We start from the raw sequence: 25,814 nt of genomic DNA, 5'->3' as shown, positions 1-25,814 counted from the left end.
ATACCGGCCGCAGGCAAGCCCGGAAGGCGAGTGGGAGTTGCGACTCGCCTAGTATTCTGATATGTTATACTCATGAAAATAAGTGAGATTTTAAAAAAGAACGAACCTACCCTTTCATTTGAGGTTTTTCCACCAAAAACAAGCGATAAATTTGATTCTGTAGAGGCCGCTGCCGACCAGATTGCGGACCTTCGCCCTCATTTTATGAGCGTCACCTACGGCGCTGCAGGAACAACCCGCGGTTTTACAACTGAAATTGCCGCAAGCGTCCTCAATCACGGAGTAACTCCCCTTGCCCACCTCACCTGCGTAAATGCAAGCCGGGCAGCAACAAAAGAACAGCTGGACTCGCTGAAATCTCACGGAATTGAAAATATTCTGGCCCTTCGCGGAGACATTCCTGAAGGCGCAAATCCTGCCGATTGGGAATTCAAGCACGCCCACGAGCTTATGGATTTTATCAAACAGAACGGGGACTTTTGCGTGGGCGGCGCCTGCTACCCAGAAAAGCATCCCGAAAGCCCTAGCGTTCAGGCCGACGTCCAGTCGCTGAAAATCAAGCAGGACGCGGGCTGCAGCTTCCTTACAACCCAGATGTTCTTCGATAACAGCACTTTTTACAATTTCCTCTTTAAGGTTCGCGAAGCAGGCGTAACAATTCCTGTTGTGGCTGGAATTATGCCCGTTACAAACGCAAATCAGATGGCAAAAATCATCAAGCTTTCCGGCGCCTTTATTCCACGCCGCTATGTTGCCCTTCTTGACCGCTGGCAGGATGATCCGGTTGCCCTCAAGCAAGCCGCAATTGCCTACGCTACCGACCAGATTATCGATCTTATTGCAAACGGCGTAAACCACATTCACATTTACACAATGAACAAGCCGGAAATTGCCGCTAAGATTCAGGAAAATTTGAGCAGCATCATTAAAAAGCCAGAGTAATAAAAAGAAGGCGGCACCTTCGGCGCCGCGTAATTCAAGGCAGTGGGATAAGTGGAAGTGACATACCCGATTGTAAGAAAAACATACCAGGCAGCAGAAATTGAAATCGACCCTGGCGAAGTTCTGCGCTATCTGGGCTACAAAAAAGACCTCGTTACAGCAGAAGATATTTCCCAGGTTGAAGCTTTTATTCCTGAAGCCCGGGCTGCGATAAAACCTGCCGCCTGCTGGGGACGCTTTGCGGTCCAGCTCCATCCCAAAAATAAAATCACCTTTCCCTACGGCGAAGTTATCAGCAAAGATTTAAGCCGAAACTTGGCCGGCTGCAGTGAAATATTTTTATTTGCCGCTACAATCGGGCTGGAATACGACCGCCTGGTTCAGCGGGCAAGAATTTCTTCCATGGCAAAGGCAAGTTTTTTGAACGCAATCGGCGCTGCCTCCGTAGAAAATGTCTGCGACCAGCTCAACGAAGAACTGCGTCAGCTTGCGGCCGGCGAGGGAAAATCTCTGCGTCCCCGTTACAGCGCGGGCTATGGTGACTACACCCTGGAAAATCAGCGGGGAATTTTTGACCTTCTTACTCCTTCCAAATACATAGGACTGGCCTTAAAAGATAACCTTATTATGGTGCCGGAAAAATCTGTAACCGCGGTAATCGGAATCGAAATAAAAGAATAAATCTCGTAAAATTTTATAGTTAAATAAATCTTCTAAATTCAAATACTCTGCTATATAATAGAAAATTGTATAAATAAACATATAGGTAGTTATATGAGAGCATTTACATTTAAAGGCGGAATTCATCCGCGCGAGATGAAGGAGCTTAGCAATCAGTGTCCAATCACTGCGGCTTTTCCTTCGTCAAAAACTGTCACTATCCCGGTGACTATGGGTGGCGCTCCTAATACGCCGCTTGTACAAGTGGGTGACCTTGTGGCAAAAGGTCAGGTAATTGCGAACGGTGATAAATTTATGAATTGTCCCGTTCATTCGTCTGTTTCGGGTAAAGTAAAAAAAATCGCAAAGTGCCTCGTAACCGGTAACTCTGAAGTTCCATGTATTATCATCGAAGCTGATGACGAAAACCGTACGGCATTTATGGAACCTCTTGATCCATTCACCTGCGAGCATGATGCGGCTCTGGCAAGAATCCGCGATGCGGGCATTGTCGGTATGGGTGGAGCTTCTTTCCCGGCTCACGTAAAGCTTAATCCGCCGGAGGACAAGGAAATTGAGTACGTTCTTGTGAACGCTGCTGAATGTGAACCTTATCTTACCTGCGACGAGCGCACAATGCAGGAAAGCCCTGAAAAACTGATTGATGGTCTTGCAATCATCCTTCATCTGGTTGGTGCTGCCGGAATCATCGCGCTTGAAGACAATAAGGCATTTATCAAGCCTATTCTTGAAGAAGAAATTGCTAAAAAAGGCTACGGCGATGATATGACCGTGCGCCTTGTAAAAACAAAATACCCTCAGGGTTCAGAAAAATTCATCGTTTCTGCATGTCTTGGTGTAGAAATCCCTAGCGCAAAACTCCCTGCCGACGCCGGCTGTATCATTTCCAACGTTGGAACAGTATGCGCAATCAGCGACGCCTTCCGCCTGGGAATGCCTCTTATTGAGCGCAGCCTTACAATCAGCGGTGGCGCAGTAGAAAAGCCTTGCAACCTTCGAGTTCCTGTTGGAACTCTGGTAAGCGACCTTATGCCTGAATTCTTTACTCTTAAAGAAAATCAGACTTGCAAGGTTGTTTCGGGCGGTCCTATGATGGGATTTGCAATGATCAGCGCAGACTTCCCGATTGCAAAGGGAACCAGCGGTGTAACCTTCCTTACAGAAAAAGAAACTTATCTTGATGATGAAGATCAGTGTATTTCTTGCGGCGGCTGTGTTCATGTCTGCCCTATGAGATTGAATCCTGTTCTTATGATTCGTGAGCTTAAGGCTGCAAATACTAAAAAGGCAAAACGCTACGGTCTTATGGACTGTATTGAATGTGGATCCTGCGCATTTGTCTGCCCTGCTCACATCAGACTTGTTCAGCGCATCCGTCTTGGAAAATCAATTGTACGAACTCAGATGGCTGAAGAAAGGTCAAAGGCTGCTGCCGCACAGGCTGCCGCTAACGCAACAGGAGGTGCAAAATGAGATTGTCATCAAGTCCGCATTTTACAGAAGGACTAACTACTCAGAAAATTATGGCAGGCGTTCTTATTGCTATGCTTCCTGAGTGTATTGCCGGTGTAGTCGTTTTCGGGCTTCCGGCTTTAATTAGAATTGTAGTTTCAGTTTTTGGATGTGTGCTTTTTGAAGCCCTCTTCCAGAAATTTACAAAGCAGAAGATTCTGGTTTCTAACCTTTCAGCTGCAGTAAGCGGCGTTCTTCTTGCTCTGGTTTTGTCTTCTACCACTCCAATCTGGATGGTTCTTCTTGGTGACCTTGTTGCAATGGTTGTTGCAAAGGGACTTTTTGGCGGAATCGGAAGCAATGTTTTCAACCCTGCTTTGACTGGTCGTGGTGTGCTTGTTATGAGCTTCCCGGCTGCAATCGGTGCACGCTGGTATGATCCTCATCTTATTCCTCACATTCATGAAAAGCTTGCTTCAATGGGAAAAACTGCTGCAGAAATTGATGCTATGAGTCAGGCAACTGTTTGGGATGGAATTACAGCCGCTACAACTTTGAGTAAGGTAAAGGCCGGCACTTTTGTTCCGGATGCCCAGACCTACTGGCAGCTTTTCATCGGTAACCGTGCAGGATGTATCGGTGAAACTTCTATCATGCTGCTTATGGTTTCTTTCTGCTTCCTTCTTTTGACACGCATTATCGACTGGCGCGCTCCACTCGCAATGGTTGGAACTGTAGTTGTCTGTACTTTCTTAGGAGGTATTCACGCTGGCCTTACTGCTGCTGGAACTGATGTTCTTACAGCTCTTCTTACTGGTGGATTGATTTTTGGGGCCACCTTCATGGTAACAGACTACGCTACAACTCCTATAACTGGTCCCGGCCGTTTAATTTTTGGTTTTGGATGCGGTTTAATCACCTGGCTTATCCGTCGCTTTGGCGGCTATCCTGAAGGAGTTATGTTCAGTATTTTGATTATGAACGCTGTTGCTCCGCTTTTGAACAACTTTACAGGCCGCATGTACGGTTACGGTAAAAAAGGAAACCGCCGTCCAACCCCTGCAAAAATCGTTCAGACTTTTGATGTTCAGAATGCAAAACCAGAGGAGGTAAAATAATGAAAGAAATGATTAAACTTGGCCTTACTCTGGCAATTTACGCTGTAATTTCCTGCACTGTTCTTGCTGTTGTAAATAATTTTACAGCTCCTAAGATTGCGCAGAACCAGGTAGAAAAAGTAAATCAGGCTATGGCAGCCTTCTTCCCTGGTGACGGCTACACTTTCGACTCTGTAAGTGATTACGATGCTGCCTCAGTCGGCACAATCAAAATTGAAAGCATGATTATTGCAAAGAAAGACGGCAAGGCTGTAGGCGGCGCTGCTCAGGTAAATGGTCCCACTTATGATCAGGCTACAATCCTTGTTGGAATGAAGGCCGACGGAACAATCACAGGCTTGCAGTTCCTTAAAAACACAGACTCTCCAGGATTCGGACTTAAGGCGAATGATCCTACCTTTACGCTCTCAAATGGTAAGACATTCTACGGTCAGTTCGAAGGAAAGAATGCAAAGGACGGCTTTAAGCTTGGCGAAACTTTTGACGCAATTTCCGGGGCAACTATCACAAGTAACGGTGTTGCAAATCTTCTTTCAGAAGGAACCGGCTCTCTCTTGAAATATCTTGAAAAACAGGGGGCTACTAATGAATAAGCAGCTTCAGATTTTTACCAACGGATTTGTTCGTGAAAATCCGCTTTTGGTTTTGAATATTGGTTTGTGCTCTTCTCTGGGTGTAACCACAAGTATTTTTAATGGACTTGGAATGGGTATGGGTATGACTTTCGTACTTGTTATGAGTGAAATCGTAATCAGTATTTTCAGAAAGAAGATTCCTTCATCAATCCGTCTTCCAATCTTTATTATCATTATTGCGGCCTTTACAACAATCGTTCAGCTGGTTTTGAACGCTTACGTTGAAGCACTTTACGATGCGCTCGGCGTTTTTCTTCCTCTGATTGTAGTAAACTGTATCATCATGGGACGTGTTGAATCCTTTGCGTCTAAGAACAACATCGGAAACTCAATTCTTGATGCTCTTGGAATGGGAATCGGTTATACCTTCGTTCTTGTTTTGATTTCTTTTTTCCGCGAGCTTCTTGGCGGCGGTACTCTGATGGCTGGAACTGCCCTTAAAATCGAGCTGATTCCGGAAGCTTACAGAATCGGCGTATTCAACAGTGCTCCGGGCGGATTTATGGTATTCGGATTCCTTGCCGCTTTGATGCAGGGATTAAAAATCCGTGCCGCAGAAAAACAGAATAAGCCGGTTGAAATTTGTACAGAGCCTTCGTGCGAAGCTTGTAATGCAGTTTGCTCCAGCAAAAAAGAAACTCCGGCAGATGCTGCTTCTCCGGCAGCCCCTGCAAAGGAGGGTGAATAATGATCGATTTAATTCAGCTCATCATAAAATCTGCTATCGTAGATAACGTAGTATTCATTCAGTATCTTGCTATCTGTCCTTTTATCGGTATGACAGCCGAAACTGACAAGGCAACCGGTATGGGTATTGCAACTTCCTTTGTAATCATCCTTGCAACAGCCGTAACCTGGCCAATTTTCAAGCTTGTAATGATTCCTCTTGGACTTGAATTCCTTCAGACTTTGATTTTCATCCTTGTAATTGCCTCTCTGGTTCAGCTTGTAGAATTCTTCCTTAAGAAATCTATTCCTGCTTTGTACCGCTCAATGGGTGTTTACCTCGCCCTGATTACAACAAACTGTGCCGTTCTTGGTGTTACAATCAACTGTATCGGCAAGAACTACAACTACGGAGAAAGCCTTGTTTACGCCCTTGGTTCTGCTCTCGGCTTTTTAATCAGTATGGTAGTTATGAGCGGAGTCCGCAGCCGTCTTAAGATTGCAAAACTCCCTCGTTCTTTCCAGGGAACACCAATTTTGTATGTTGCCGCAGGTCTTTTGAGTTTGGCATTCCTGGGATTCAAGGGCTTGATTAAATAGGTGTTAGGTTCTAGGTGATAGGTTTTAGGGCAGGAGGTGGAAGTCTCCCCCTCGCTTCAGCCCGCCATGCGGTCTTACGCTACCCCCTCTCCTAGGGGCTGGCCCCTAAAACCCCATTTTGGAGGATAAGATGACTTTAGTTATATATACTATTTTAGTTGCCCTGGTAGTAGGATTCCTTTTAGGTGTTCTTCTTGGGCTTTTTAAGAAGATTTTCTACGTTAAGGTTGATCCAAAGGTTCAGGCTGTTCGTGAACTGCTCAGCGGCGGTAACTGTGGTGGCTGCGGTTATGCCGGCTGTGATGCCTTTGCCGAAGCAGTTGTAAAAGGCGAAGCTCCTACAAACGGCTGTGTTGCAGGTGGTGCAAGCTGCGCTGCAAAAGTTGCAGAAATCATGGGTGGAAGTGCCGGTGACGTAGTTCCAAAGGTAGCAGTTCTTGCCTGCCATGGTACAAAAGAAGTTGCCCAGAGCCGCGGTGACTACAACGGTGTAAAAACCTGTGCCGCTGCCCAGCTTACAATGAACGGAACAAAAAAATGTTCATTCGGCTGTATCGGTTTTGGTGACTGTGTAGAAGTTTGTCCTTTCGGCGCCCTTTCAATGGGAGCAGACGGACTTCCTAAAGTTGACCGCTCTAAGTGCGTAGGCTGCGGAAAGTGCGTTAAGGCTTGTCCAAAGCACATCTTTATGCTTATGCCTGCAGATACAAAAGGTGCCTTTGCCTTCTGTTCATGCCACAACGAAAATAAACCTCAGATCCGCAAAGACTGTTCTGTAGGCTGTTTCAAGTGCGGCATCTGTGCTAAAAAATGCCCTGAAGGAGCAATCGACATTACAAGTGGAATCCCAAAAGTGGATTACTCAAAATGTACCTCTTGCGGCGAATGTATCAAAGCCTGCCCGGACAAGGTACTGGGATTATTCTAGGATTGCTTAAAGGTTGACTTTTACGCAAAATATGCTATATTAAAAAAAAACGGAGACGCTTGTAAAAGAGCGACTTGCCTCCGTTAAGCTTGTTTACAAAGCCCGTCAGAAGTTGGTCACTGCATGGCGGGCTTTTTTATGCTCTAAGTCCTATTTTAGCAGGAAGGTGAGCAGGTCTATGATTAATGTGATAATTGCAATGGCAATCATTGCTTTTTCATATTCAGTCACAGACAGCCTCCTTCATTCACGAGAAATCGGAGGCAAGCCGCCGCAAATACAAGCGTCCCTTAGAGTTTGTATAGTATATAAAATTGAAGATAAACTCAAGAGCATTTATATTGAATAATTTTGTAAAATCGTAATTGAAAAAAGGGTGTAATCATGATTCAAATTTTTGGGACTAATAAATCGTTTGATACTAAGAGCGCGCAAAGATTTTTTAAGGAGAGGCGAATTGATTTTCAGTTTGTTGATCTGAAGGAAAAGGAGATGAGTGCCGGGGAGTTTGACTCGGTGGTGACTGCTCTTGCGCGAGTTGAAGGCGGACGGGCTGCTGCCATTGAAGCGATGATTGATAAAAAGGCCAAAGATTATGCCTCTATTGCCTACCTTGATGACAGCGAAAAAGAAGAGAAGCTTTTTGAAAATCAGGCGAAACTATTAAAGCAGCCGGTTTGCCGTAACGGGAAGACTGCGGCCACGGTTGGAATGGCTCAGAAAATCTGGGAAGGCTGGAAGTAAGCTCTGGCCGGGGATTTTCAGGAAAGTGTGGATTCATGCACAATCTGATATTCTTCTATTAAATCATCTATTGTAAAGCGGGCGTTAGCGGGGCTTGTGCTTGGTAGTGTATGGACTTGCAGGTGGAAGCGTTCTTCGTATAGGGCGGCACAGTGCTTTTTCCAGAGGGAGGCGGCTTTCTGACCTGTAAAAAAGACCCGGCTGATTTTTGATTCTGAAAGGATTTTTGAAAAATCGTTAGGAATTTCCCGGCGGATTGATGAGTCTGAGGCGCCTTCTATCTGACAGCTTGCAAGAACATCCCAGAGGGCGAGCTTATGGCGCAGAAGAAAATCGCGTCGTTCCCGGATGGCGGCCTGAGTGTCAGCTGCATTGTTTGGTAAGGCCAAGTTTTCACTGAAAACCTGGGACAGCACGCGCCAGAAGCGGTTCTGCGGGTGCATGTAAAAGAATCCCAGCTGGCGGCTTTTTGGAGAAGGCATTGTGCCCAGAAGAAGAACTTTACTTTCTTCGTTCCAGACTGGCGCAAGCGGATGGGTGATTAAGGTACTGTCGGGCATGGGGCTATTATAGCATGAAAAAACACGGCAACGTAATAATTGCGCTCATAGATTTGTATAATCTTCTGGAAATGTCTGTGTCAAGTATTTTCATCTCAAATTTATTAAACTAAAGATTTAATGTTTGGGACGTTTTTATATTATATAATATGTGTGTATGAAATTATTGACAGAAAATACAATAGAAGAAGATAAACTCCATATAGAATTTGTTGGCTGGACAAATTTCGAAAATCCGAATTATTCTGAAATATCAGATGAAATAAGGGAGAACCTTGTTGCAGATAATGAAGAGCCTGTTTCACATTATGTTCCAAAACCTGAAAAGAAAAATTATGTAAAAATGATGAGGCGTGCAAATCAGCTGGCAGAGTTATTGCTTACTAATAGGATTTTTCTAAAAGGGATCAAATTTGATGGACCATATCATCAGGATGGGGAATACGGATGTCCTCTTTTTAAGATAAACGATACAGGAATTTTTAAGTGGTCATGCTCTTTTAGATATTGGGGTGAAGTGATGGAACATGCGGGCTATGGTCTTTCGTATTGCGATTGGGCTTGGGATAATCCTGAAGAGCCGGTAACTCCAGATATGGTAGAAGATTGTAATTTTTTGAGAGCTGATGGTTTGCATATTTCATAAATATTAAATCGAAATACTGTAATATCTTCCTAGAGCAAGTTTTGTATCGGGCATGGCGTTTAGCCTGATAAAATCTAGCGCCTCCTGTGCAATTCCGTATGGTTTTGTTACTTCATGAACTGACAGAGTTGAGCTTTTTTCTTCTTTAATTACAATCATCTCATCAATTGAAACTTTGTAAAGTTTTGCCAGGGTAACGAGGTTATCCAGACAGGGCAATGTTTTGTCTTTGGGATTTTCCCAGGCGTAAATGGATTGAGGATAGTTAAAATTGAACAATTCTTTTAGCGTGGTGACATCTATGTTGCGTTCCTCGCGTAGACGTTTTAAGTTTTGTGAAGTTGCTTCCACATCAATTACGGGCATGGAAAACGACGGAGAAATCTTGTATTTCAACATGATGTAAATATATAGAGGAAAATGATAAATCGGCAAGAAAATTTAGCTTGTCAAGTTTTTTCTATGAATTTTATTAAGCTATTAGTTTAATGTTTTTTGGATACGACCAGGGTATGATTATGGTATGGAAAATGAAATTACATCTGTACTTGTTGAAAGTAAAATATTTTTGATTCGTGGTAAGCAGGTTATGATTGACCGAGACCTGGCGGAATTGTATGGGGTGGAAACCAGGGCTATTAATCAAGCTGTAAAAAGAAATCTTGAAAGATTTCCTGAAGAGTTTAGGTTTCAACTTACAAATGAAGAGTATGAGTTTTTAAGGTCGCAATTTGCAACCTTAAACGAGGATACAAGTTCTTCAAGATCACAATCTGTGATCTTGGATAAAGATTCAGAAAGTATGCGTGGTAAAAATTTAAAATATCTCCCTTACGTTTTCACCGAGCAGGGTGTTGCGATGCTTTCTGCTGTTCTGCATAGTCCTACGGCAATTCAAGTGAGCATTCGAATTATGGATGCATTTGTAAAGCTTCGGCACTATGTCAGTTCTCAGATTGTTAAAACGGATGACAAAGCTGAACTTGCAGAAATCAGACGACTTCTTTTACTTCACATAGACCATTGTGATAAAAAATTTTCCGAGCAGGATCAGAAAATCAATCAGATTATACAGGTTTTAAATAATCTTATTGAGGAACCGAAATCAAAGAGAAAAATAGGATTTATCAGCGAGGGATAATATGGAAAAATCAAACGATACACAAATTTCTTTTGAAAATGTAATCCTTACTCCTATGGAACGCTGGGTAGATATGGAGTTAGAACTTGAACCTCGTATTATTGAATATCTGAATCAGTTGGCAAAAAAATCAAATCAAAGTGTGGATAATGTAGTAAATCATATTCTGGGAGATTGTCTAGCAGAACACTTGGATCTTTCGGATTTGAATGAAGTAAGCCTGAAAAAGGCGGCTGAAAAAAGTCCTATAATCTTACTTATAAAAGAAGGAAAACCTGTTGCCCGTGTCATAATGCTTAACAGGAAAGATAATAATTATATTTTAGCTTCATCGAAAAATCCGGATAAAGAAGATTGTTCTGAAGTTGAACTTGAACCGGTCACAAATTGTGACCGGTTGGAATGTGTAGCTGCTATTTGAATTACAATTTCAATACTTTGCTGCAAAAAATACCTAATCCGCGCAAAAAATTACTAATCAATAAGGTGCGTGCAGGAACACGCGCCTTATTTTTTTTCTAATCAAAGCAAAAAAATAAAGAAATTAGCGTGCTCCTCCACGCAATCCCAATTTATAATTAAGTAGTACCTTTATAAAAAAAGTTGGTACAAAAAAAAACAAAATTGGGGGACCGATATGAAAAAAATCGTATCATTCATGATGGCTGCTCTTATGCTTTGTGGAGCTGTATTCGCTAAACCTGCAAAAAATGCTGTAAAAGTTGGTGTAGCAATGCCTACTAAATCTCTTCAGCGCTGGAACCAGGATGGTTCAAACATGAAGAAAGAGCTTGAAAAAGCAGGCTACAAAGTTGACCTTCAGTATGCAAACAACGATATCGCTTTGCAGACTCAGCAGATCGAAAACATGATTACAAAAGGAAATCAGATTCTTGTAATCGCTTCTATTGATGGTTCGGCACTTAAAGGTGTTCTTGATACAGCTAAGAAAGCTGGAATCCAGGTTATTGCTTATGACCGTTTGATTATGAACTCTGACGCAGTTACATACTACGCTACATTCGATAACTACAAAGTTGGTACTCTCCAGGGTGACTACCTTGTAGACAAACTCAACCTCAAGAATCGTTCAAAAGCTGACCCAGCTTACATCGAATTCTTCACAGGTTCTCCAGATGATAACAACATCAACTTCTTCTTTGGTGGTGCTATGGACGTTCTTAAACCTTACCTTGACAATGGTGCTTTGGTTTGCCGTTCAGGACAGACATCAAAGGCTCAGTGTGCTACACAGAACTGGTCTACAGAAAAAGCTCAGGCTCGTATGGAAGCTTTGATTGCTTCTCAGAAATATGGCCCAACAGGTACAAAACTTGATGCAGTTTACTCATCAAATGACTCTTGTGCACAGGGTATTACAAACGCTTTGGTTGCTGCTGGATATACAGCTGCTAACTTCCCAATCGTTACTGGTCAGGACTGTGATAAACCTTCTGTAAAGAACATGATCGCTGGAACACAGGCTATGTCTGTATTCAAGGATACACGTACTCTTGCAGCTCAGGTTGTAAAGATGGTAGACGCTATTGCTAAGGGATCAGTTCCTCCAATCAATGACCGCCAGACATACGACAATGGAACAGGTGTAATTCCTTCATTCCTTTGTGAACCAGTATTTGGTGACAAGAGCAACTACAAAAAGCTCCTTATCGATTCAGGATACTACAAAGAAGCTGATCTTCAGTAGTATTGGCCTTCAGACCTTGAATGTCTGAGTGCAATGAGCCGCTCGCCTTCAAAGGAGGGCGGCTTTTTTTGAATTAAAAAAATGGGGGGCTCCAATTGGCAAAAACTTTATTGGAAATGAAAAATATCACAAAACGCTTTGGTCCTGTTGTTGCGCTGGAAAACGTAAATCTGGAAGTTACTGAAGGCGAAATTCATGCGCTTTGTGGTGAAAACGGAGCTGGTAAATCAACTTTGATGAATGTTCTGAGTGGTATTTATCAGTACGGAACTTATGAAGGTGATATTGTTTACGACGGCAATATCTGTAAATTTCAAAATATTAAAGACAGTGAAAAATTAGGAATTGTAATTATTCACCAGGAGCTGGCACTTGTTCCTCTCCTTTCAATTGGCGAAAATATGTTCCTCGGAAATGAACGCGGAAAAACTTCAAAGATTGACTGGGATGAGACTTTTAAAAAAGCCGGTGAACTTCTGGAAATTGTAGGATTGCATGAAAATCCTCACACTCTTATAAAAGATATTGGAGTGGGCAAGCAGCAGCTTGTTGAAATTGCAAAGGCATTGGGAAAAAAGGTAAAACTTTTGATTCTTGATGAGCCTACGGCTTCTTTGAATGATACAGAAGCTAAAAAACTATTGAACTTACTGCTCAAACTCAAAAAAGAGCAGGGCATGACTTCGATTATTATTTCTCATAAATTAAACGAGATTTCCTATGTTGCAGACAAAATTACTGTAATCCGTGATGGTACGGTAGTTAAGACTCTGGATAAAACTAAGGAAGCCTTTGATGAAAATACAATTATTGCGGCAATGGTAGGTCGCAGCCTTACAGACCGTTTCCCTAAGCGCGAATCCCACATCGGGGATGTTTGCTTTGAAGTTAAAAACTGGTGCGTAGATCATCCTGTTTTTGACGGAATCAAGGTTTGTGACAATGTAAGCTTTAATGTTCGTAAGGGTGAAGTTGTGGGCATCAGCGGACTTATGGGTGCCGGCCGAACTGAGCTTGCAATGAGCATTTTTGGTCATTCTTATGGTGCAAACATCAGGGGACAGATTTTCCTGAATGGAAAGGAAGTTGAGTTCCCGAATGTAAAGAGCGCCATTGAGCACGGAATTGCTTATGTTACCGAAGACCGTAAGGGCAATGGACTTATTCTTACAGAATCAATCGCAAAGAATACAACATCAGCAAATCTGAAAAAGATTGCGCCAAAGATTTCAATTGATTTTGATCTGGAAAAGAAATACGCCGAAGAGAAAAAAATTGAAATGCATACAAAGTGCGCTACTGTTATGGAAAATGTAGGAAACCTTTCGGGTGGTAACCAGCAGAAGGTTTTGATTGGTAAGTGGCTTTTTGCAGAGCCTGAAATTCTGATTCTTGATGAACCGACACGAGGTATTGATGTTGGTGCCAAGTATGAAATTTACTGCATCATCAATCAGATGGTTTCTCAGGGCAAATCTGTAATTATGATTTCTTCTGAAATGCCGGAAGTTCTTGGTATGAGTGACCGAATTTACGTCATGAATGAAGGAAAAATGGTTGCCGAAATGCCTGCAAGCGAAGCAACTCAGGAAAAGATTATGACTCAAATCATAAATTCTGGAAAAACCACAAGCTATGCTGATGCATAATTTATAGGAGTATTAAAAAATGAGTGATACATTAATAAAAAAAGAGCCATTAAACTTACGCAAAGTATTAAAAGAAAATACTATGCTTCTGGTACTTGCCGCTGTTATGATTTTGTTCGAGATTTTCATCCGTGCAACTGACAACGGTTCGCTTTTTGTTCCTGCAAACGTAAACAACATCATCCTTCAGAACTCTTATGTTTTGATTCTTGCAGCCGGTATGCTTTTGTGTATTTTGACCGGTGGTAACATCGATTTGTCTGTTGGTTCTGTTATCTGTCTTGTTGGTGCGATTGCGGCAACGCTGATTGTAAACCTGCACTGTAATATTTACCTTGCAATTCTTATCAGTCTTATAATTGGTACAGCAATTGGTGCATGGCATGGTGCTTTTATCGCTTACCTTCACATTCCGCCTTTCATAACAACTCTTTCCGGTATGCTTTTGTGGCGCGGTGTTGCCCTTATCGTTCTTGACGGTATGACAATTTCTCCTCTTCCACAGCCATATCTGAATCTTTTCTCAAGTTATATTCCTGAAGTTTTCCTTCCTGAACTTTCAAAGCAGGCTCTTACTGATACTGCGGCAAAGGCTCAGCTTCAGGGAATTTCTTTGAAAGTAACAATGATTGTTGCAATCCTTATTTGTGTTGCAATGATTTGTTTCCAGATTGTAAGCCGCAAGCGTAAGGAACATAAAGGATATGCAGTTCAGGGACGAGTTGCATTTATTGCCCGCCTTGTAATCATTACTGTTGCCGTACTTGTTGTTTCATGGCTTTTGGGACATCACCACGGTATTCCAACTGTTCTGGTTTTGCTTGCTGTTGTAATTGCCTGCTACACTTACTACACACAGAATACAGTTCCTGGCCGTTACCTCTATGCAATTGGTGGTAACGCTAAGGCTGCAAAGCTTTCTGGTGTAAATACAGACAACGTTATGATGTTTGCCTACACAAACATGGGATTCCTCTCTGCTGTTGCAGCCCTTGTTTGTATTGCCCGCTTCAATTCTGCTGCCCCTACAGCTGGTCAGAGCTATGAAATGGATGCTATCGGTTCCTGCTTTATTGGTGGTGCTTCGGCATACGGTGGAACTGGAACTGTAGGTGGTGCCGTAATTGGTGCTATCTTCATGGGTGTTTTGAATAACGGTATGTCAATTCTTGGTGTTGATTCAAACTGGCAGCAGGCTGTAAAAGGTTTTGTATTGCTGCTTGCAGTAATCTTTGACGTTGTTTCTAAACAGCGCAAATCAAGATAGCTTATATTCAAACTTTATCAGGTAAAAATATATTTAAAAAGGGAGACAGGGGGACCTTTCATTGCGAAAGGTCTCCTTTTTTTTTACAAGCGGGATTTTATGGTTTATAATTGTAAAACTGTATGAAAAAAAGTTTTGTGCTTAGAATTGTTTTTGCTGCTCTTCTTTTTATTTCTATTACATGCTTCGGACTTTATATTGTTTTACAGTCGCAGAATATTGTTACGCGTCCTGGAAATTACGGAACAAGCAGTACAGAACGGAAATATAATATCTTAGTAACTGGAACTCCTGGGGCAGAAGCTTTTGTGCGTCAGATTTACAGAGGTGCCCAGTCTACCGCGCAAAAGTACAACTGTTCTATAGAACTTTATGTTCCAGAAAGCTTAAATTCCAGTGTAAATTTCCAAAAGATATTTGATTATGTCTCTTATGTTGAGCCGGACGGTCTTATTGCTTTTATTCCGGAAGGCATAACAAATGTAACTGCCCCTCTTTATAATGATGATACAATTATTCCCCTGGTTGCGGTTGGACAGTATCTTCCGGAACTTCCACAGATTTCATTTATAGGAATTAATTTTGCTGAACTTGGACGAATTATTGGAAACGAAATTGTTTCTTTTACCGGCGGAAAAGGAAATGTCTGCATTTTGTATTCAGATATCCAGAGGAATCTGTCCTATTCCATGCTGATGAATGAGCTTTTTAAAATTACGGACACTAGAAAGGCCATTAATATAGAAACTTTACGCCTTTCTTCAGATAAAAATACTTCAGAGTTCGATCTTTTTCGTCAGAAACTTTCCGGGGCTTCTCCCTATGATTTAGTTGTTTCGCTTTCAGAAGAAAACACAGTTCTTGCCGCCCAGACAATTACAGAAATCAACCAGACAATTAAAAGCGGAATTATTGGTCTTAGTGAAGGTGCAGAAAGCCGTGCTTACTACGAAAAAGAAATCATCAGCGAGCTTATTGTAATTAACTCTCTGGAAATTGGCGTGCGTGCGGTAGAAGAAATCTTCAATTATAAAAACACAGGTGCGGCAGACCAGCATATTATTGCGGGCATAGACATCTTAAAGAGGGGCCGAAAGTAATGATTTTATTTAGCAGACTTGGCCGATTTTATAAACGTGGCTCTATCAGATATCAGATAATGTTCTATGTAATCTTAAACTCTGTGATTACAGTTGCCGTAATTCTTTTTATGGCCTCTCTTTTTGGGCACATTATGGGCGAAACGGGCGAATCCTTTCAGTCAAACGCAGATTTAGACGCCTATCTTCTGGAGCTGGAAGAAACAAAAACTGCCATGGAGTCTTATATAAAATACCGCACCTTTGGAAGTGTAGATAAATTTTTTAAGATGCAGGAAAAGGCAGAAGCAAGTGTTCAAAAGTTCCATGCAAATCCTTCTACAATAGAGTTTTTTCAGCGGGAATACATAATCAGAAAGCTTTCTTTTTCTTTTTTTGATTTGAGTCAGAAGGCAATTGCTGCAAGACGCGCTAATAACATTCTTAGTTCAGAAGTCTATTTTGCAAAGAGTCTGGACTGTTATTCTCACCTGCGAAAGAAAATCATCGACCTTGATATGCTCTTTTTTACTACAAACGCAAAAAATTACAATTACAACAAGGTTCGCATTAAATCTATAATTCAAAAGCTTGTAATTGCCATGGTCGGGCTTGTTATAATGATGGTGATTTTGCCTTACATAAGCATCCGCAGCATTACAAAGCCTCTTGCAAAAATTTCCGATGTTGCCCGCCGCCTTTCTGAGCGTGATTTTGATGTTCCTCTTTTTAAAAATAACGATAACGATGAAATTGGAAACATCTGCCGCGCTTTTGACGCAATGATTATAAGTATTCGCGAATATATCGACACAATCTGGGAACGCGCTATGAAGGAAAATGAACTGCGCGAAAAGGAGATTGAGCTTCGCGCCCTTTATACCGAGGCCCGCCTTAAAGCCCTTCAGGAGCAGATTAAGCCTCATTTTTTGTTCAATACGCTTAATTCTGGTGCCCAGCTTGCGATGATAGAAGAAGCCTACAAGACCTGTGATTATCTTGAACAGGTTTCTGATTTTTTGCGCTATAACCTTCAGCATCCTGGCAGCGAAGCAACAATCGCAGAAGAGCTTGGCATGCTGGATAACTACATTTACATTATGAAAGTCCGCTTTGACGACAAATTTACTTTTATAAAAGATATTGATGATTCTGTGCTTGGAACAAAAATGCCAAATATGATTTTGCAGCCGCTTGTAGAAAACTGCATGAAGCACGGCTTAAAAAATGTTTCTGAAAACGGCCTTATAAAAATCACCGTAAAGGGAAAGCCTGACTGCATAGAAATTACAATCAGCGATAACGGCTGCGGTTTTGCGCCGGGTGTAAAAGAGCGGCTTTTTGAAGATGTAGAAAAGGGTGGAGAAGGCATTATCTTGGGTGAATCAGACGAACCTGGCGAAAATCACTCAGAAGCTCACGTTTCTGCCGGTCTTGTTAATGTAATTTCGCGCTTAAGAATGTATTATAAATATGATGAAGTATTCAGTATTGCAGATAATCCTGAATGCAAGGCAAATGCAGACGGCGGCAAAGGCTGCGTATTTTTTATAAGAATAAAAAGGTAATTAAAAATGTATTCTATTTTGCTTACAGATGACGAAAAACTTGAAACTGAATCTCTAAAAATTATTCTTACAAAGAATTTTATGGAAGAAGTGGAAATTTATACCGCTAATTCCGGCTCAAAGGCGCTTGATGTAGTTCGTAATCAGAAAATCGATATTGTTTTTATGGATATTCAGATGCCTGGCTTAAACGGGCTGGAAACAATTTCCCTGATTAAGCAGATTAATCCAAATATTGTTGTAATAATTTTAAGTGCCTACAACCAGTTTCAGTATGCCCAGCAGGCCTTGAACCTTGGCGCCTTTAAATATCTTACAAAGCCTGTAAACCGTAATTTGATTGTTCAGACCGTGCGTAATGCCATGAGTCTTATCGACAGCATGCACCAGAACCTTACAGACAATATTGAGCTTCACGAAAAATTGAGTTCTGTTTCTACCATGGTCGAAAGTGATTTCATTTATTCTTGCATTTTTAATAATAAAACCACAGATTTTTCTGACTATCTTTCGTATTTTGGCATTGAAACTTCTTATTATTATATTTGTGCTGTTGAATTACCTAATCAGGTTTTAAATAATCGGCAGAAAGTTTACGACGAACTGCGCGATGTATTTTCTTCAAAGTGCAAATGCATTATCGGTTCTCTGATGGAAAATAAAGTTGTAATCTTTTTGCACGTATCAGGGGATTTTGAAATTAAATCTCTTATGGACGAGATTTTCCTTTTGCTTTCTACGCGGATTTCTTCGGCTATTAAAATTGGTGTAAGCAATTTGTTTTCTGATATTTCTGCCAGTCATTCGGCCTACAACAATTCAATTTCTGCAATTAATTCCTGCGGGTCTAGCGGGGGTGTAAGTTATTATAGGGGGCAGGTTTCCGCTGTTTTTGATGCTGAAAATGCCCGTAAAATTTCTGAGCTTCTGGTAGCAAAACTTTATGCAGAAGACATTACAAGCATAAAATCGCTTTGTGTTGAATATATCGGAGCTCTTTTTGCAATTTACTCAGATCTTGATAAAATCCGCAACAGCCTTTTTGAAACGCTTTTGAATATAAAAAATGCAGTTCTTAAAGTGGATGCTTCCTATAAAAATGAAGCCTTTGAGTCAATTTTTCCGTCGCTTGCAAGATTTTCTGAACAGGAGGCTTTTGAAGCTTATCTTTCATCCCGTGCTGAGGAATGTTTTCTTGCAATTTCTGAAGTTAAAAACAGCAGTGAAAATCCGGTTATTAAAAAGGCATGTAAGTTTATAGAAGAACATCTGTCAGAAGATTTTGGTCTTGAGCTACTGGCGCAGGAGCTTGGCCTTAGTCCTTATCATTTAAGCCGCTTATTTAAGGAAGAAAAAGGTGAAAACTTTATAAACTATGTAACTTCACTTCGGTTGGAAAAAGCAAAAAAACTTTTGGAAAATCCTTCCCTTATCATAAAGGAAATAAGTACAGGGGTTGGTTATAACGATCAAAATTATTTTACAAAACTCTTTAAACAGAAATTTGGATTAACGCCGACTGAATACAGGGAAACTGTAGTTAAGTAGGAAAAATAAAGGTGCGGGGGGGGGCCACACCCCGCAGAGGGGGTGGCGGAAGACCGCGAAGCGGGCTGAAGGCAGGGGGAGGCTTCCCCCTCCTTATTAATCTTTTTTAGTTGGCTTTACCAGGAATACGCTCAGACAGAGTGCTACGATGTAAAGACAGCCGGTAACAATCAGAACGTGCTGATAGCCGGTTGGGTTTACCTTGATACCGTGAAGCTCAACAAACTCGCCGGTTTTCTGAACGATAGCGTTTGCCATCTGATTTCCTGTGAGACCTGCAAAAGCCCAGGCAGAAAGTGTAATTCCGTGGATTGCAGAAATGCTTCCCATTCCGTAGTGGTCAGAAAGCAGAGTTGGGATGTTAGAGAAGCCGCCGCCGTAGCCTGCGTTTACTATGAAAATCAGGGCAAGTACGAAAACTGTAAGGAGGATGTTTCCCGCACCGTTTTCGATACCCTTTGCAAAGTAAACAATTGCTGTGAATGCGATAGAAAGAATGAAAATCAGCTTATAAACTGAGTTACGGTCTTTCATTGAGTCTGCCCATGCAGAGAAGCCGAGGCGTCCGCCTGCATTGAAAACTGCTGAGATTGTAGAGATGATTCCTACTGCGCTTGCAAGGCCAAGACATTTTACAATCATCTTTTCCTGAGAAATCAGGGCAAGACCACAGGTAATGTTGATGTAGAACATAAGCCAGATTGCAACGTAGCTGATAACAGGCTCGCGTTTGAGAGTTGCGATAATTCCTTCGTCCTTAGATTTTGTCTGAGGTTCAACCCAGTCTGCTGGTTTTGCAAGGATAAGGTGGCCAACGAACATCATTACGAAGTAAACGCAGGCAAGAATATAGAACATCTTGAAGATTTCGCCGTTTTTGTTGTCGCCGAGCAGGGCCTGCATGATTGGAGAAGCGATTGCTTTTGCTGCACCAAAGCCTGCAACTGCAAGACCTGTAGCAAGGCCTTTGCGGTCTTTAAACCAGAGCATCAAAGTCTTAACTGGAGAAAGATAACCGGTACCAAGACCTACACCCATAATAAAGCCGTAGCAGATGTAAATTCCAACAAGAGCAAGCGGATTTCCGCGGTGTGCGCCGCCCCACTGAATGAAGAAACCTGTTCCTGCCATTCCGGCTGCGAAAGTGATTGTTGCAATCAAAGATGACTTGTGAATGTTCTTTTCAACAAGGTTTCCAAGGAAGGCTGCTGACATACCAAGGAAGAAAATTGCAAAGCTGAAGGCCCATTCTGTTGCGCCTTTTGAAAAGCCGATGTAATCAGCAATTTCCTGGCTGAAAATAGACCAGCAGTAAACAGTACCGATACTGCAATGAAGAAGAAGGGCTGGGATTGCTCCTCTAATCCATTTGTTCTGAATGTTTTTCATATAAACCACCAATAAATAAAAATAAAACCTCCCCTATTATATTGGTGATTTGATGAAAAATCTATCAGGGATTTAAGAAAATATAATAAGAATTTATAGGCTGTCAGTCTTTTGGGCTCCAGCTGGCCTGAACGTCTTCTATGACGACATTTTCATCAACTTTAACGGCAACCTGGAATTCATCTTCGTAAACAATTTCGCCTGGAAAATTTGTGTAAACAACATAGTATGGATGCTTGTAACGTTCAAGAAGCCAGAGAAGGGGATTTATCATTTTCATCATCATTTTACTGTTTTCAGTTTTAAAATAACAGATAACTTTTTCCTGCCGCTTGCACTGTGGAGGGAATGGAAGATTTTCAAAAAACCAGGATTCAATTTCGTCGAAGAGCCCCACATCCTCATCTTCCATAACGCCGTCGCTTATCATCTGATGAAGCATGCTGAAAATACCCTTGCCGCTCCGTGTATTAGCAGCCAGTTCCTTCCCCTGAATACGACAATATTTAAATTCCATAAGACTCCCGCTTGTGAAGCTTGTGTTAAACAAAAAACGCTTCCGGTTGAAGGAAGCGCTTAGGCATCATGGGCCATCTTGGATTTGAACCAAGGACCAAAGGATTATGAGTCCTCTGCTCTAACCGCTGAGCTAATGGCCCGAAGTTTTTACAATATAACAAATTTCTGAGATTTACTCAACTGTTACCGATTTTGCAAGGTTTCTTGGCTTATCAGGGTCAAAACCGCGCTGAACAGCACAATAATATGCAAAAAGCTGGGCAGGAATTACAGTCAAAAGTGACGCAAGAGTATCAGAACATTCCGGAATCTTGAATACTTCGTCTGTTTTGCCTTCAAAGGCCTTTTCATCCTGAGTGATTACAAGCACAGTTGCCTTTCTTGCCTTTACTTCAACCATGTTTGAACCGATTTTTTCGTACAAATCAGGCTGACTGGCAATCGCAACTACCAGAGTCTGTGGATCTATCAGAGCAATCGGACCATGCTTAAGTTCACCGGCTGCAAATGCCTCTGAGTGCATGTAAGAAACTTCCTTAAGCTTCAAAGCGCTTTCCAAGGAAGTTGCGCTGTCGAACTGACGTCCGATATAGAAAATCTTATCTTTATTAAACTGCTGTGACGCAAACTTCTGGATTGTTTCCTTGCCGTCCAGAATCTCCTGAACTTTTCCAGGAATTGTTTCCAGTTCAGAAAGAAGTTTTGATGCATCATCATCGCTCAAAGTTCCGCGGAGTTTTCCGGCTTTGATAGCAAGAAGATAGAGGCACAAAATCTGAGTTGTGTAGGCCTTTGTTGAAGCAACGGCAATTTCCGGTCCTGCAAGAGTGTAAATTACATCATCAGCTTCGCGGCTGACAGTAGAACCTACACAGTTTGTGATTGCAACAACCTTAAGTCCGTTCTGCTTTGCAAGACGAAGGGCGCTCAAAGTATCAGCAGTTTCACCAGACTGGGAAATTACGATAAAAATATCATCTTTATCAAGAATCGGGTTGCGGTAGCGGAATTCACTTGCTACATCAACATCAACCTTCATGCGGGCAATTTTTTCAAAAGCGTATTTTGCAACAACGCCGGCATGATAAGCTGTTCCGCAGGCTGTGATTACAACGCGTTTTGCCTTGCGCCATGCGTCATCCATCTTGTTTTCTTCAAAATAAACGTCTGTAGGGCGGCCGCTTCCGTCTTTTACGATTCTTGGACGCATTGTATCAAGCAGACCCTTTGGCTGCTCGTGGATTTCCTTAATCATAAAGTGAGGATAGCCGTTCTTTTCGGCAGCGTTCATATCCCAGTCAACGTGACTTGGCTTTTTGATGATTTTATTGCCGTCAAAATCAAAAATATCAACATGATCGCTGTAAAGAACTACAAGCTCTTTTTCACCAAGATAGTAAACGTCGCGGGTGTGCTCAAGAATTGCAGGAACATCAGATGCGATGAAGTTTTCATCCTTTCCTACGCCAACAATAAGAGGGCTTTCCTTTCGGCAGGCAATAATGCGGTCAGGATAATCCTTGCAGAGAACTCCAAGCGCATAAGAACCTTCAAGAACATGAATTGTCTTCTGAACTGCCTTAAAAATATCTTTTTCTTCTTTATAATTCTTATCGATAAGATGAACTACAACTTCTGTATCTGTCTGAGACTGGAAAACTACGCCCTGAGCCTGAAGCTTTGCCTTCAATTCAGCATAGTTTTCGATAATTCCGTTATGAACGATTGAAATTGTGCCGTCCATGCTTGTATGAGGATGGCTGTTTGTATCGCTAGGTTCACCGTGAGTTGCCCATCTTGTGTGACCAATTCCCATGCTACCCTTTACAAAATCGCGGATCTGCTCATACAAAGCATTTTCAGCCTGAGTATAAGCTTCGTCCTTCAAGTTTTCAGGAACAACCTGACCTGTAATTTTTTCAGCAAGATTGATGAGTTTTCCCTTTGCTTTTTTTACAAGAATATCTTCGCCGGTATAAACTGCAATTCCTGCAGAATCATAACCGCGATACTCAAGTTTTTTAAGCGCCTTAATCAAAACTGACGCTGCATTTTTATTTCCGATATAACCAACGATACCGCACATAAAATCCCCCCTTACTGCATTACGCTCATCGGATATTCACCGCTGAAGCAGCCTTTGCAGAATCCGTATGAATCGGCGTTACAGCTGCGCAAAGCTTCAAACATTCCTTCAAGCGAAATAAAGGCAAGGCTGTCTGCACCGATTTCTTTTCTGATTTCTTCTATATCATGTGTGCTTGAAATAAGCTCTGATTTAGTCGGTGTGTCGATTCCCAGATGGCAAGGAAATTTTACCGGTGGCGAACTAACACGGAAGTGAACTTCCTTAGCACCGGCACGACGCAAGATCTGAACCAGACGGCGGCTTGTTGTACCGCGGACAATTGAATCATCAATTACGATAACTTTTTTGCCGTTCAAATCGCTTGAAACTGCGTTCAGCTTTACAAAAACCATATTTTCACGCTCTTTCTGAGTTGGCGCGATAAAGGTACGACCGATATATTTATTTTTTACAATTCCCATTGAATAAGGAACGCCGCTGGCCTGAGCATAACCCATAGCAGCACCCAGACCGCTGTCTGGAACACCGATTACAACATCAGCATCAACAGGGCTTTCCTTTGCAAGCTGGGCACCCATCTTAAGGCGGGCAGTCTGAACAGGAATTCCATCGATTACCGAATCAGGGCGGGCAAAATAAACGTACTCAAAAATACAGGTACGTTTAGCTGTCTTTTCACCAAAATTAAATGAAGAAATTCCGTCTTTATTGATTGTGATGATTTCACCAGGTTTGATGTCGCGGACAAAAGTTCCGTTCATAGCATCAATTGCGCAGGACTCGCTGGCAAGAACATAGCCGCCTTCAACCTGACCAAGACAAAGCGGACGGATTCCGTTAGGATCGCGAACACCAATCAAAGTGTCTTCTGTCATAACACAGAGGGCGTATGAACCTTTAATCATCTGGATTGTATCTGAAATTGCCTTTGCAAGACCTTTTTTGTAGCTGCGGGCAATCATTTTTAAGATAACTTCTGTATCACTTGAAGAACTGAAGGTTGAACCTGCATCTTCAAGCATTTCACGGAGCTGTTCGTAATTTACAAGCTGACCGTTATGAGCAAGAGCAACGCTACCAAGCTTAAACTGATTAAGCATTGGCTGGGCATTTTCGATTGTTTTTGAACCTGCAGTTGCATAACGAACATGACCGATTGCTACATTTCCAGTCAGATTGCCAAGATTTTCGGCATTAAAAACGTCGGCAACAAGCCCCATATCCTTGTGGATTTTTACGTTTGTGCCATCGCTGGTAACAATACCCGCGCTTTCCTGACCACGGTGCTGCAGGGAATAAAGCCCAAAATATGCCAGAGAAGCAGCGCTCATCTGTTCTTTTTTGCTATCGTTTATAAAAACGCCAATTACGCCGCACTCGTCACGGAGCTTGTCTTCTTCGCTCATTTCAAAACTATTCATTATGCTTTCCTGCTTTTTTTATAGAAAAGATGAATTAGTATAGATGAAAAATACATATTTTGGAAGATATAGAGTGATTTTAACCTTTCAAATGCATTATTCTTTCCACCAGAGTCGGATGTGAATAATTCCAGAAAACATAAAGTTTTGGAGGAATCAATTCAGAAAGATTTTCACTGTTCAGCTTGATAAGCCCTGTGATTAAAGGCTCCGGACTGCCGCAAACTTTTGCGCCAAAGGCATCAGCCTGATATTCCTGCTTGCGGGAGAAAATGTTCGAAATTGGAGTTACAATTTCACTTACCGAGCCCCAGAGCATTGAAGCAAGGAAGATTCCAATAAACTGAAAGCCAGCCACTGTAATATCTCTAAAACCAAAAGCCGTGTAAAGACTTGGAAGATTAGTCATTTTATACAAAATGAACATAACCACAAACTCCATCGGAATCATAACAAAAAGTCGTTTTGTGATGTGATGAAGCTTAAAATGACCGAGTTCATGTCCCAAAACTGCAGCAAGTTCATCAGCTGTAAGTGATTTTAAAAGTGTATCGTAAAGCACGATGCGTTTAGTCTTTCCAAAACCGCTGAAATAAGCATTACTGTGTCCGCTGCGCTTAGAAGCATCCATAACAAAAAGTCCGCCGTTCTTAAATCCAACCTTTTCAAGAATTGCCATGATTTTATCTTTTGCCTCGCCTTCTTCAAGTGGAGTAAATTTATTGAAAAGAGGAGTAATAAATTTCGGATAGACAACCTGCATGATAAAGGTAAAGGCAATCATAACTGCGGCAAGCATGAACCACCAGCTTCTTTCGCACTTTACAAAAAGCACAGCTGCAAGGAAAGTCAAAATTGATATGAGAATCAGTCCAACAAAAAGACCCTTAATCTGATCTGTAATCCAGAGTTTCCAGGTCATTTTTGAAAAACCGAATTTCTTTTCTATAACAAATTCGCCGTAAAGGGAAAAAGGCAGCCCAAGAATTGTTGAAGGCAACCCCGAAAGAATCATAAAAAGAAAGAAAGCAGAAAAAGTGCTTGTAATTGTCACAGGAGAGTCTGTAAAAAAGCAGATAGAATTAAAAATAAAAGGATAAAAGCCAAAAAGAACAAGGGCTAAATCCAGGACAAGTGAAGAGACAGAAGAAATGCACCATTTGAAATATTTTGCGTTTTCGTAGTCGCTGATATTTTTAAGCTTTGCAGTATCAAAAGTTTCTGCTGCCAGCGGGATATTCTGTAAAACAGCCGGCAAAGTTCCGCCGTTTTTGCAGCGGGCACGGTAGTCGATAAACTCTAAAAAGTGATTGATAAAGAAAGTGGCGATTGTGCCGCAGATAAAAATTAGAATGAAAGGATTTGAAAGATTAACAGATAAGTTCATAACGAAAATATATCACATAATATAAAAAAAATTAGCCACAGATGAACACAGATTAGACGCAGATTTGCAATGGTTAA

Annotated in this window: 25 protein-coding genes and 1 tRNA gene; 18 read left to right on the top strand and 8 right to left on the bottom strand. The window is 41.7% G+C overall.

The window, feature by feature from the left end:
• Positions 1–72 precede the first annotated feature (72 nt).
• The 9 genes from metF (at position 73) to T530_RS0110810 (ending at position 7,766) form a co-directional block, all read left to right on the top strand.
• Positions 73–942 carry a methylenetetrahydrofolate reductase [NAD(P)H] gene (gene metF, locus T530_RS0110855; RefSeq protein ID WP_027729031.1) on the top strand — a complete coding sequence of 290 codons (870 nt, stop codon included), beginning with the start codon at positions 73–75 and terminating at the stop codon, positions 940–942.
• 51 nt (positions 943–993) lie between these two features.
• Complete coding sequence (locus T530_RS14870; protein ID WP_051537956.1) at positions 994–1,623, top strand: hypothetical protein; 630 nt, start codon at positions 994–996, stop codon at positions 1,621–1,623.
• A gap of 93 nt (positions 1,624–1,716) precedes the next feature.
• Entirely contained in the window at positions 1,717–3,096 is a 1,380-nt protein-coding gene (gene rsxC, locus T530_RS0110845) for an electron transport complex subunit RsxC (RefSeq protein ID WP_027729030.1), read from the top strand.
• The gene (locus T530_RS0110840) at positions 3,093–4,193 is read left to right on the top strand and encodes an RnfABCDGE type electron transport complex subunit D (RefSeq protein ID WP_027729029.1); all 1,101 of its coding nucleotides are present in this window, start codon (positions 3,093–3,095) and stop codon (positions 4,191–4,193) included. Before rsxC ends, T530_RS0110840 begins: the two co-directional genes overlap by 4 nt.
• Positions 4,193–4,786 (top strand): FMN-binding protein, encoded by a 594-nt coding sequence (locus tag T530_RS0110835; RefSeq protein ID WP_027729028.1) that lies wholly within the window; start codon positions 4,193–4,195, stop codon positions 4,784–4,786. Before T530_RS0110840 ends, T530_RS0110835 begins: the two co-directional genes overlap by 1 nt.
• Entirely contained in the window at positions 4,779–5,516 is a 738-nt protein-coding gene (gene rsxE, locus T530_RS0110830; protein ID WP_027729027.1) for an electron transport complex subunit RsxE, read from the top strand. The genes T530_RS0110835 and rsxE overlap by 8 nt, the downstream gene beginning before the upstream one ends.
• Positions 5,516–6,094, top strand: coding sequence for an electron transport complex protein RnfA (locus T530_RS0110825; protein ID WP_027729026.1), 579 nt, complete (start codon positions 5,516–5,518; stop codon positions 6,092–6,094). The genes rsxE and T530_RS0110825 overlap by 1 nt, the downstream gene beginning before the upstream one ends.
• A gap of 130 nt (positions 6,095–6,224) precedes the next feature.
• Positions 6,225–7,022, top strand: a complete 798-nt coding sequence (locus T530_RS0110820) for an RnfABCDGE type electron transport complex subunit B (RefSeq protein WP_027729025.1) — start codon at positions 6,225–6,227, stop codon at positions 7,020–7,022.
• Between the two features lie 384 nt (positions 7,023–7,406).
• Positions 7,407–7,766: an arsenate reductase family protein gene (locus T530_RS0110810; protein WP_038074493.1), complete on the top strand. Its 360-nt coding sequence runs from the start codon at positions 7,407–7,409 to the stop codon at positions 7,764–7,766.
• Positions 7,767–7,783: 17 nt separating this feature from the next.
• Here the strand turns inward: T530_RS0110810 and T530_RS0110805 are convergent, their stop codons facing one another.
• Positions 7,784–8,326, bottom strand: a complete 543-nt coding sequence (locus T530_RS0110805) for a DNA-deoxyinosine glycosylase (RefSeq protein ID WP_027729023.1) — start codon at positions 8,324–8,326, stop codon at positions 7,784–7,786.
• A 157-nt stretch (positions 8,327–8,483) separates the two neighbouring features.
• Here T530_RS0110805 and T530_RS0110800 point away from each other — a divergent pair, with 157 nt between their 5' ends.
• Positions 8,484–8,972 carry a hypothetical protein gene (locus tag T530_RS0110800; RefSeq protein ID WP_027729022.1) on the top strand — a complete coding sequence of 163 codons (489 nt, stop codon included), beginning with the start codon at positions 8,484–8,486 and terminating at the stop codon, positions 8,970–8,972.
• Between the two features lie 3 nt (positions 8,973–8,975).
• On the opposite strand, the gene T530_RS14865 is transcribed toward T530_RS0110800, so the two are convergent.
• Positions 8,976–9,371 (bottom strand): helix-turn-helix domain-containing protein, encoded by a 396-nt coding sequence (locus T530_RS14865; protein ID WP_051537955.1) that lies wholly within the window; start codon positions 9,369–9,371, stop codon positions 8,976–8,978.
• 124 nt (positions 9,372–9,495) lie between these two features.
• On the opposite strand from T530_RS14865, the gene T530_RS0110790 reads away from it, so the two are divergent.
• The 8 genes from T530_RS0110790 to T530_RS0110755 all read left to right on the top strand — a co-directional run bounded on the left by T530_RS0110790 (position 9,496) and on the right by T530_RS0110755 (position 18,932).
• A complete protein-coding gene (locus T530_RS0110790) occupies positions 9,496–10,113 on the top strand; it encodes an ORF6N domain-containing protein (RefSeq protein ID WP_027729021.1) in 618 nt (205 codons plus the stop codon).
• Between the two features lies 1 nt (position 10,114).
• On the top strand, positions 10,115–10,534 hold the full coding sequence (locus T530_RS0110785; RefSeq protein ID WP_027729020.1) for a hypothetical protein: 420 nt from the start codon (positions 10,115–10,117) through the stop codon (positions 10,532–10,534).
• 216 nt (positions 10,535–10,750) lie between these two features.
• Positions 10,751–11,821, top strand: coding sequence for a multiple monosaccharide ABC transporter substrate-binding protein (chvE, locus tag T530_RS0110780; protein ID WP_027729019.1), 1,071 nt, complete (start codon positions 10,751–10,753; stop codon positions 11,819–11,821).
• A 95-nt stretch (positions 11,822–11,916) separates the two neighbouring features.
• Entirely contained in the window at positions 11,917–13,470 is a 1,554-nt protein-coding gene (locus T530_RS0110775) for a sugar ABC transporter ATP-binding protein (RefSeq protein WP_027729018.1), read from the top strand.
• A gap of 19 nt (positions 13,471–13,489) precedes the next feature.
• Entirely contained in the window at positions 13,490–14,737 is a 1,248-nt protein-coding gene (mmsB, locus tag T530_RS0110770; protein WP_038074491.1) for a multiple monosaccharide ABC transporter permease, read from the top strand.
• Between the two features lie 122 nt (positions 14,738–14,859).
• A complete protein-coding gene (locus T530_RS0110765) occupies positions 14,860–15,837 on the top strand; it encodes a substrate-binding domain-containing protein (RefSeq protein WP_027729016.1) in 978 nt (325 codons plus the stop codon).
• On the top strand, positions 15,837–17,384 hold the full coding sequence (locus T530_RS0110760) for a histidine kinase (protein ID WP_027729015.1): 1,548 nt from the start codon (positions 15,837–15,839) through the stop codon (positions 17,382–17,384). The genes T530_RS0110765 and T530_RS0110760 overlap by 1 nt, the downstream gene beginning before the upstream one ends.
• A gap of 6 nt (positions 17,385–17,390) precedes the next feature.
• Positions 17,391–18,932 (top strand): response regulator, encoded by a 1,542-nt coding sequence (locus tag T530_RS0110755; RefSeq protein ID WP_027729014.1) that lies wholly within the window; start codon positions 17,391–17,393, stop codon positions 18,930–18,932.
• A 96-nt stretch (positions 18,933–19,028) separates the two neighbouring features.
• Here T530_RS0110755 and T530_RS0110750 read toward each other — a convergent pair whose 3' ends face one another.
• The 6 genes from T530_RS0110750 to T530_RS0110725 form a co-directional block, all read right to left on the bottom strand.
• Positions 19,029–20,321 carry an MFS transporter gene (locus T530_RS0110750; protein WP_038074489.1) on the bottom strand — a complete coding sequence of 431 codons (1,293 nt, stop codon included), beginning with the start codon at positions 20,319–20,321 and terminating at the stop codon, positions 19,029–19,031.
• A 103-nt stretch (positions 20,322–20,424) separates the two neighbouring features.
• Positions 20,425–20,838, bottom strand: a complete 414-nt coding sequence (locus tag T530_RS0110745) for a hypothetical protein (RefSeq protein ID WP_027729012.1) — start codon at positions 20,836–20,838, stop codon at positions 20,425–20,427.
• 69 nt (positions 20,839–20,907) lie between these two features.
• A tRNA-Ile gene (locus T530_RS0110740) sits at positions 20,908–20,980 on the bottom strand.
• 32 nt (positions 20,981–21,012) lie between these two features.
• Complete coding sequence (gene glmS / locus T530_RS0110735) at positions 21,013–22,926, bottom strand: glutamine--fructose-6-phosphate transaminase (isomerizing) (protein ID WP_027729011.1); 1,914 nt, start codon at positions 22,924–22,926, stop codon at positions 21,013–21,015.
• A gap of 11 nt (positions 22,927–22,937) precedes the next feature.
• Positions 22,938–24,350, bottom strand: coding sequence for an amidophosphoribosyltransferase (gene purF / locus T530_RS0110730; RefSeq protein ID WP_027729010.1), 1,413 nt, complete (start codon positions 24,348–24,350; stop codon positions 22,938–22,940).
• 79 nt (positions 24,351–24,429) lie between these two features.
• Positions 24,430–25,737: a M48 family metallopeptidase gene (locus T530_RS0110725; protein ID WP_027729009.1), complete on the bottom strand. Its 1,308-nt coding sequence runs from the start codon at positions 25,735–25,737 to the stop codon at positions 24,430–24,432.
• Positions 25,738–25,814 lie beyond the last annotated feature (77 nt).

It is taken from the genome of Treponema sp. C6A8, from assembly GCF_000619925.1.
Lineage (GTDB): Bacteria > Spirochaetota > Spirochaetia > Treponematales > Treponemataceae > Treponema_D.
The sequence above is the reverse complement of the archived record's forward strand: the minus strand, read 5'-3'. Positions and strand labels throughout refer to the sequence as shown.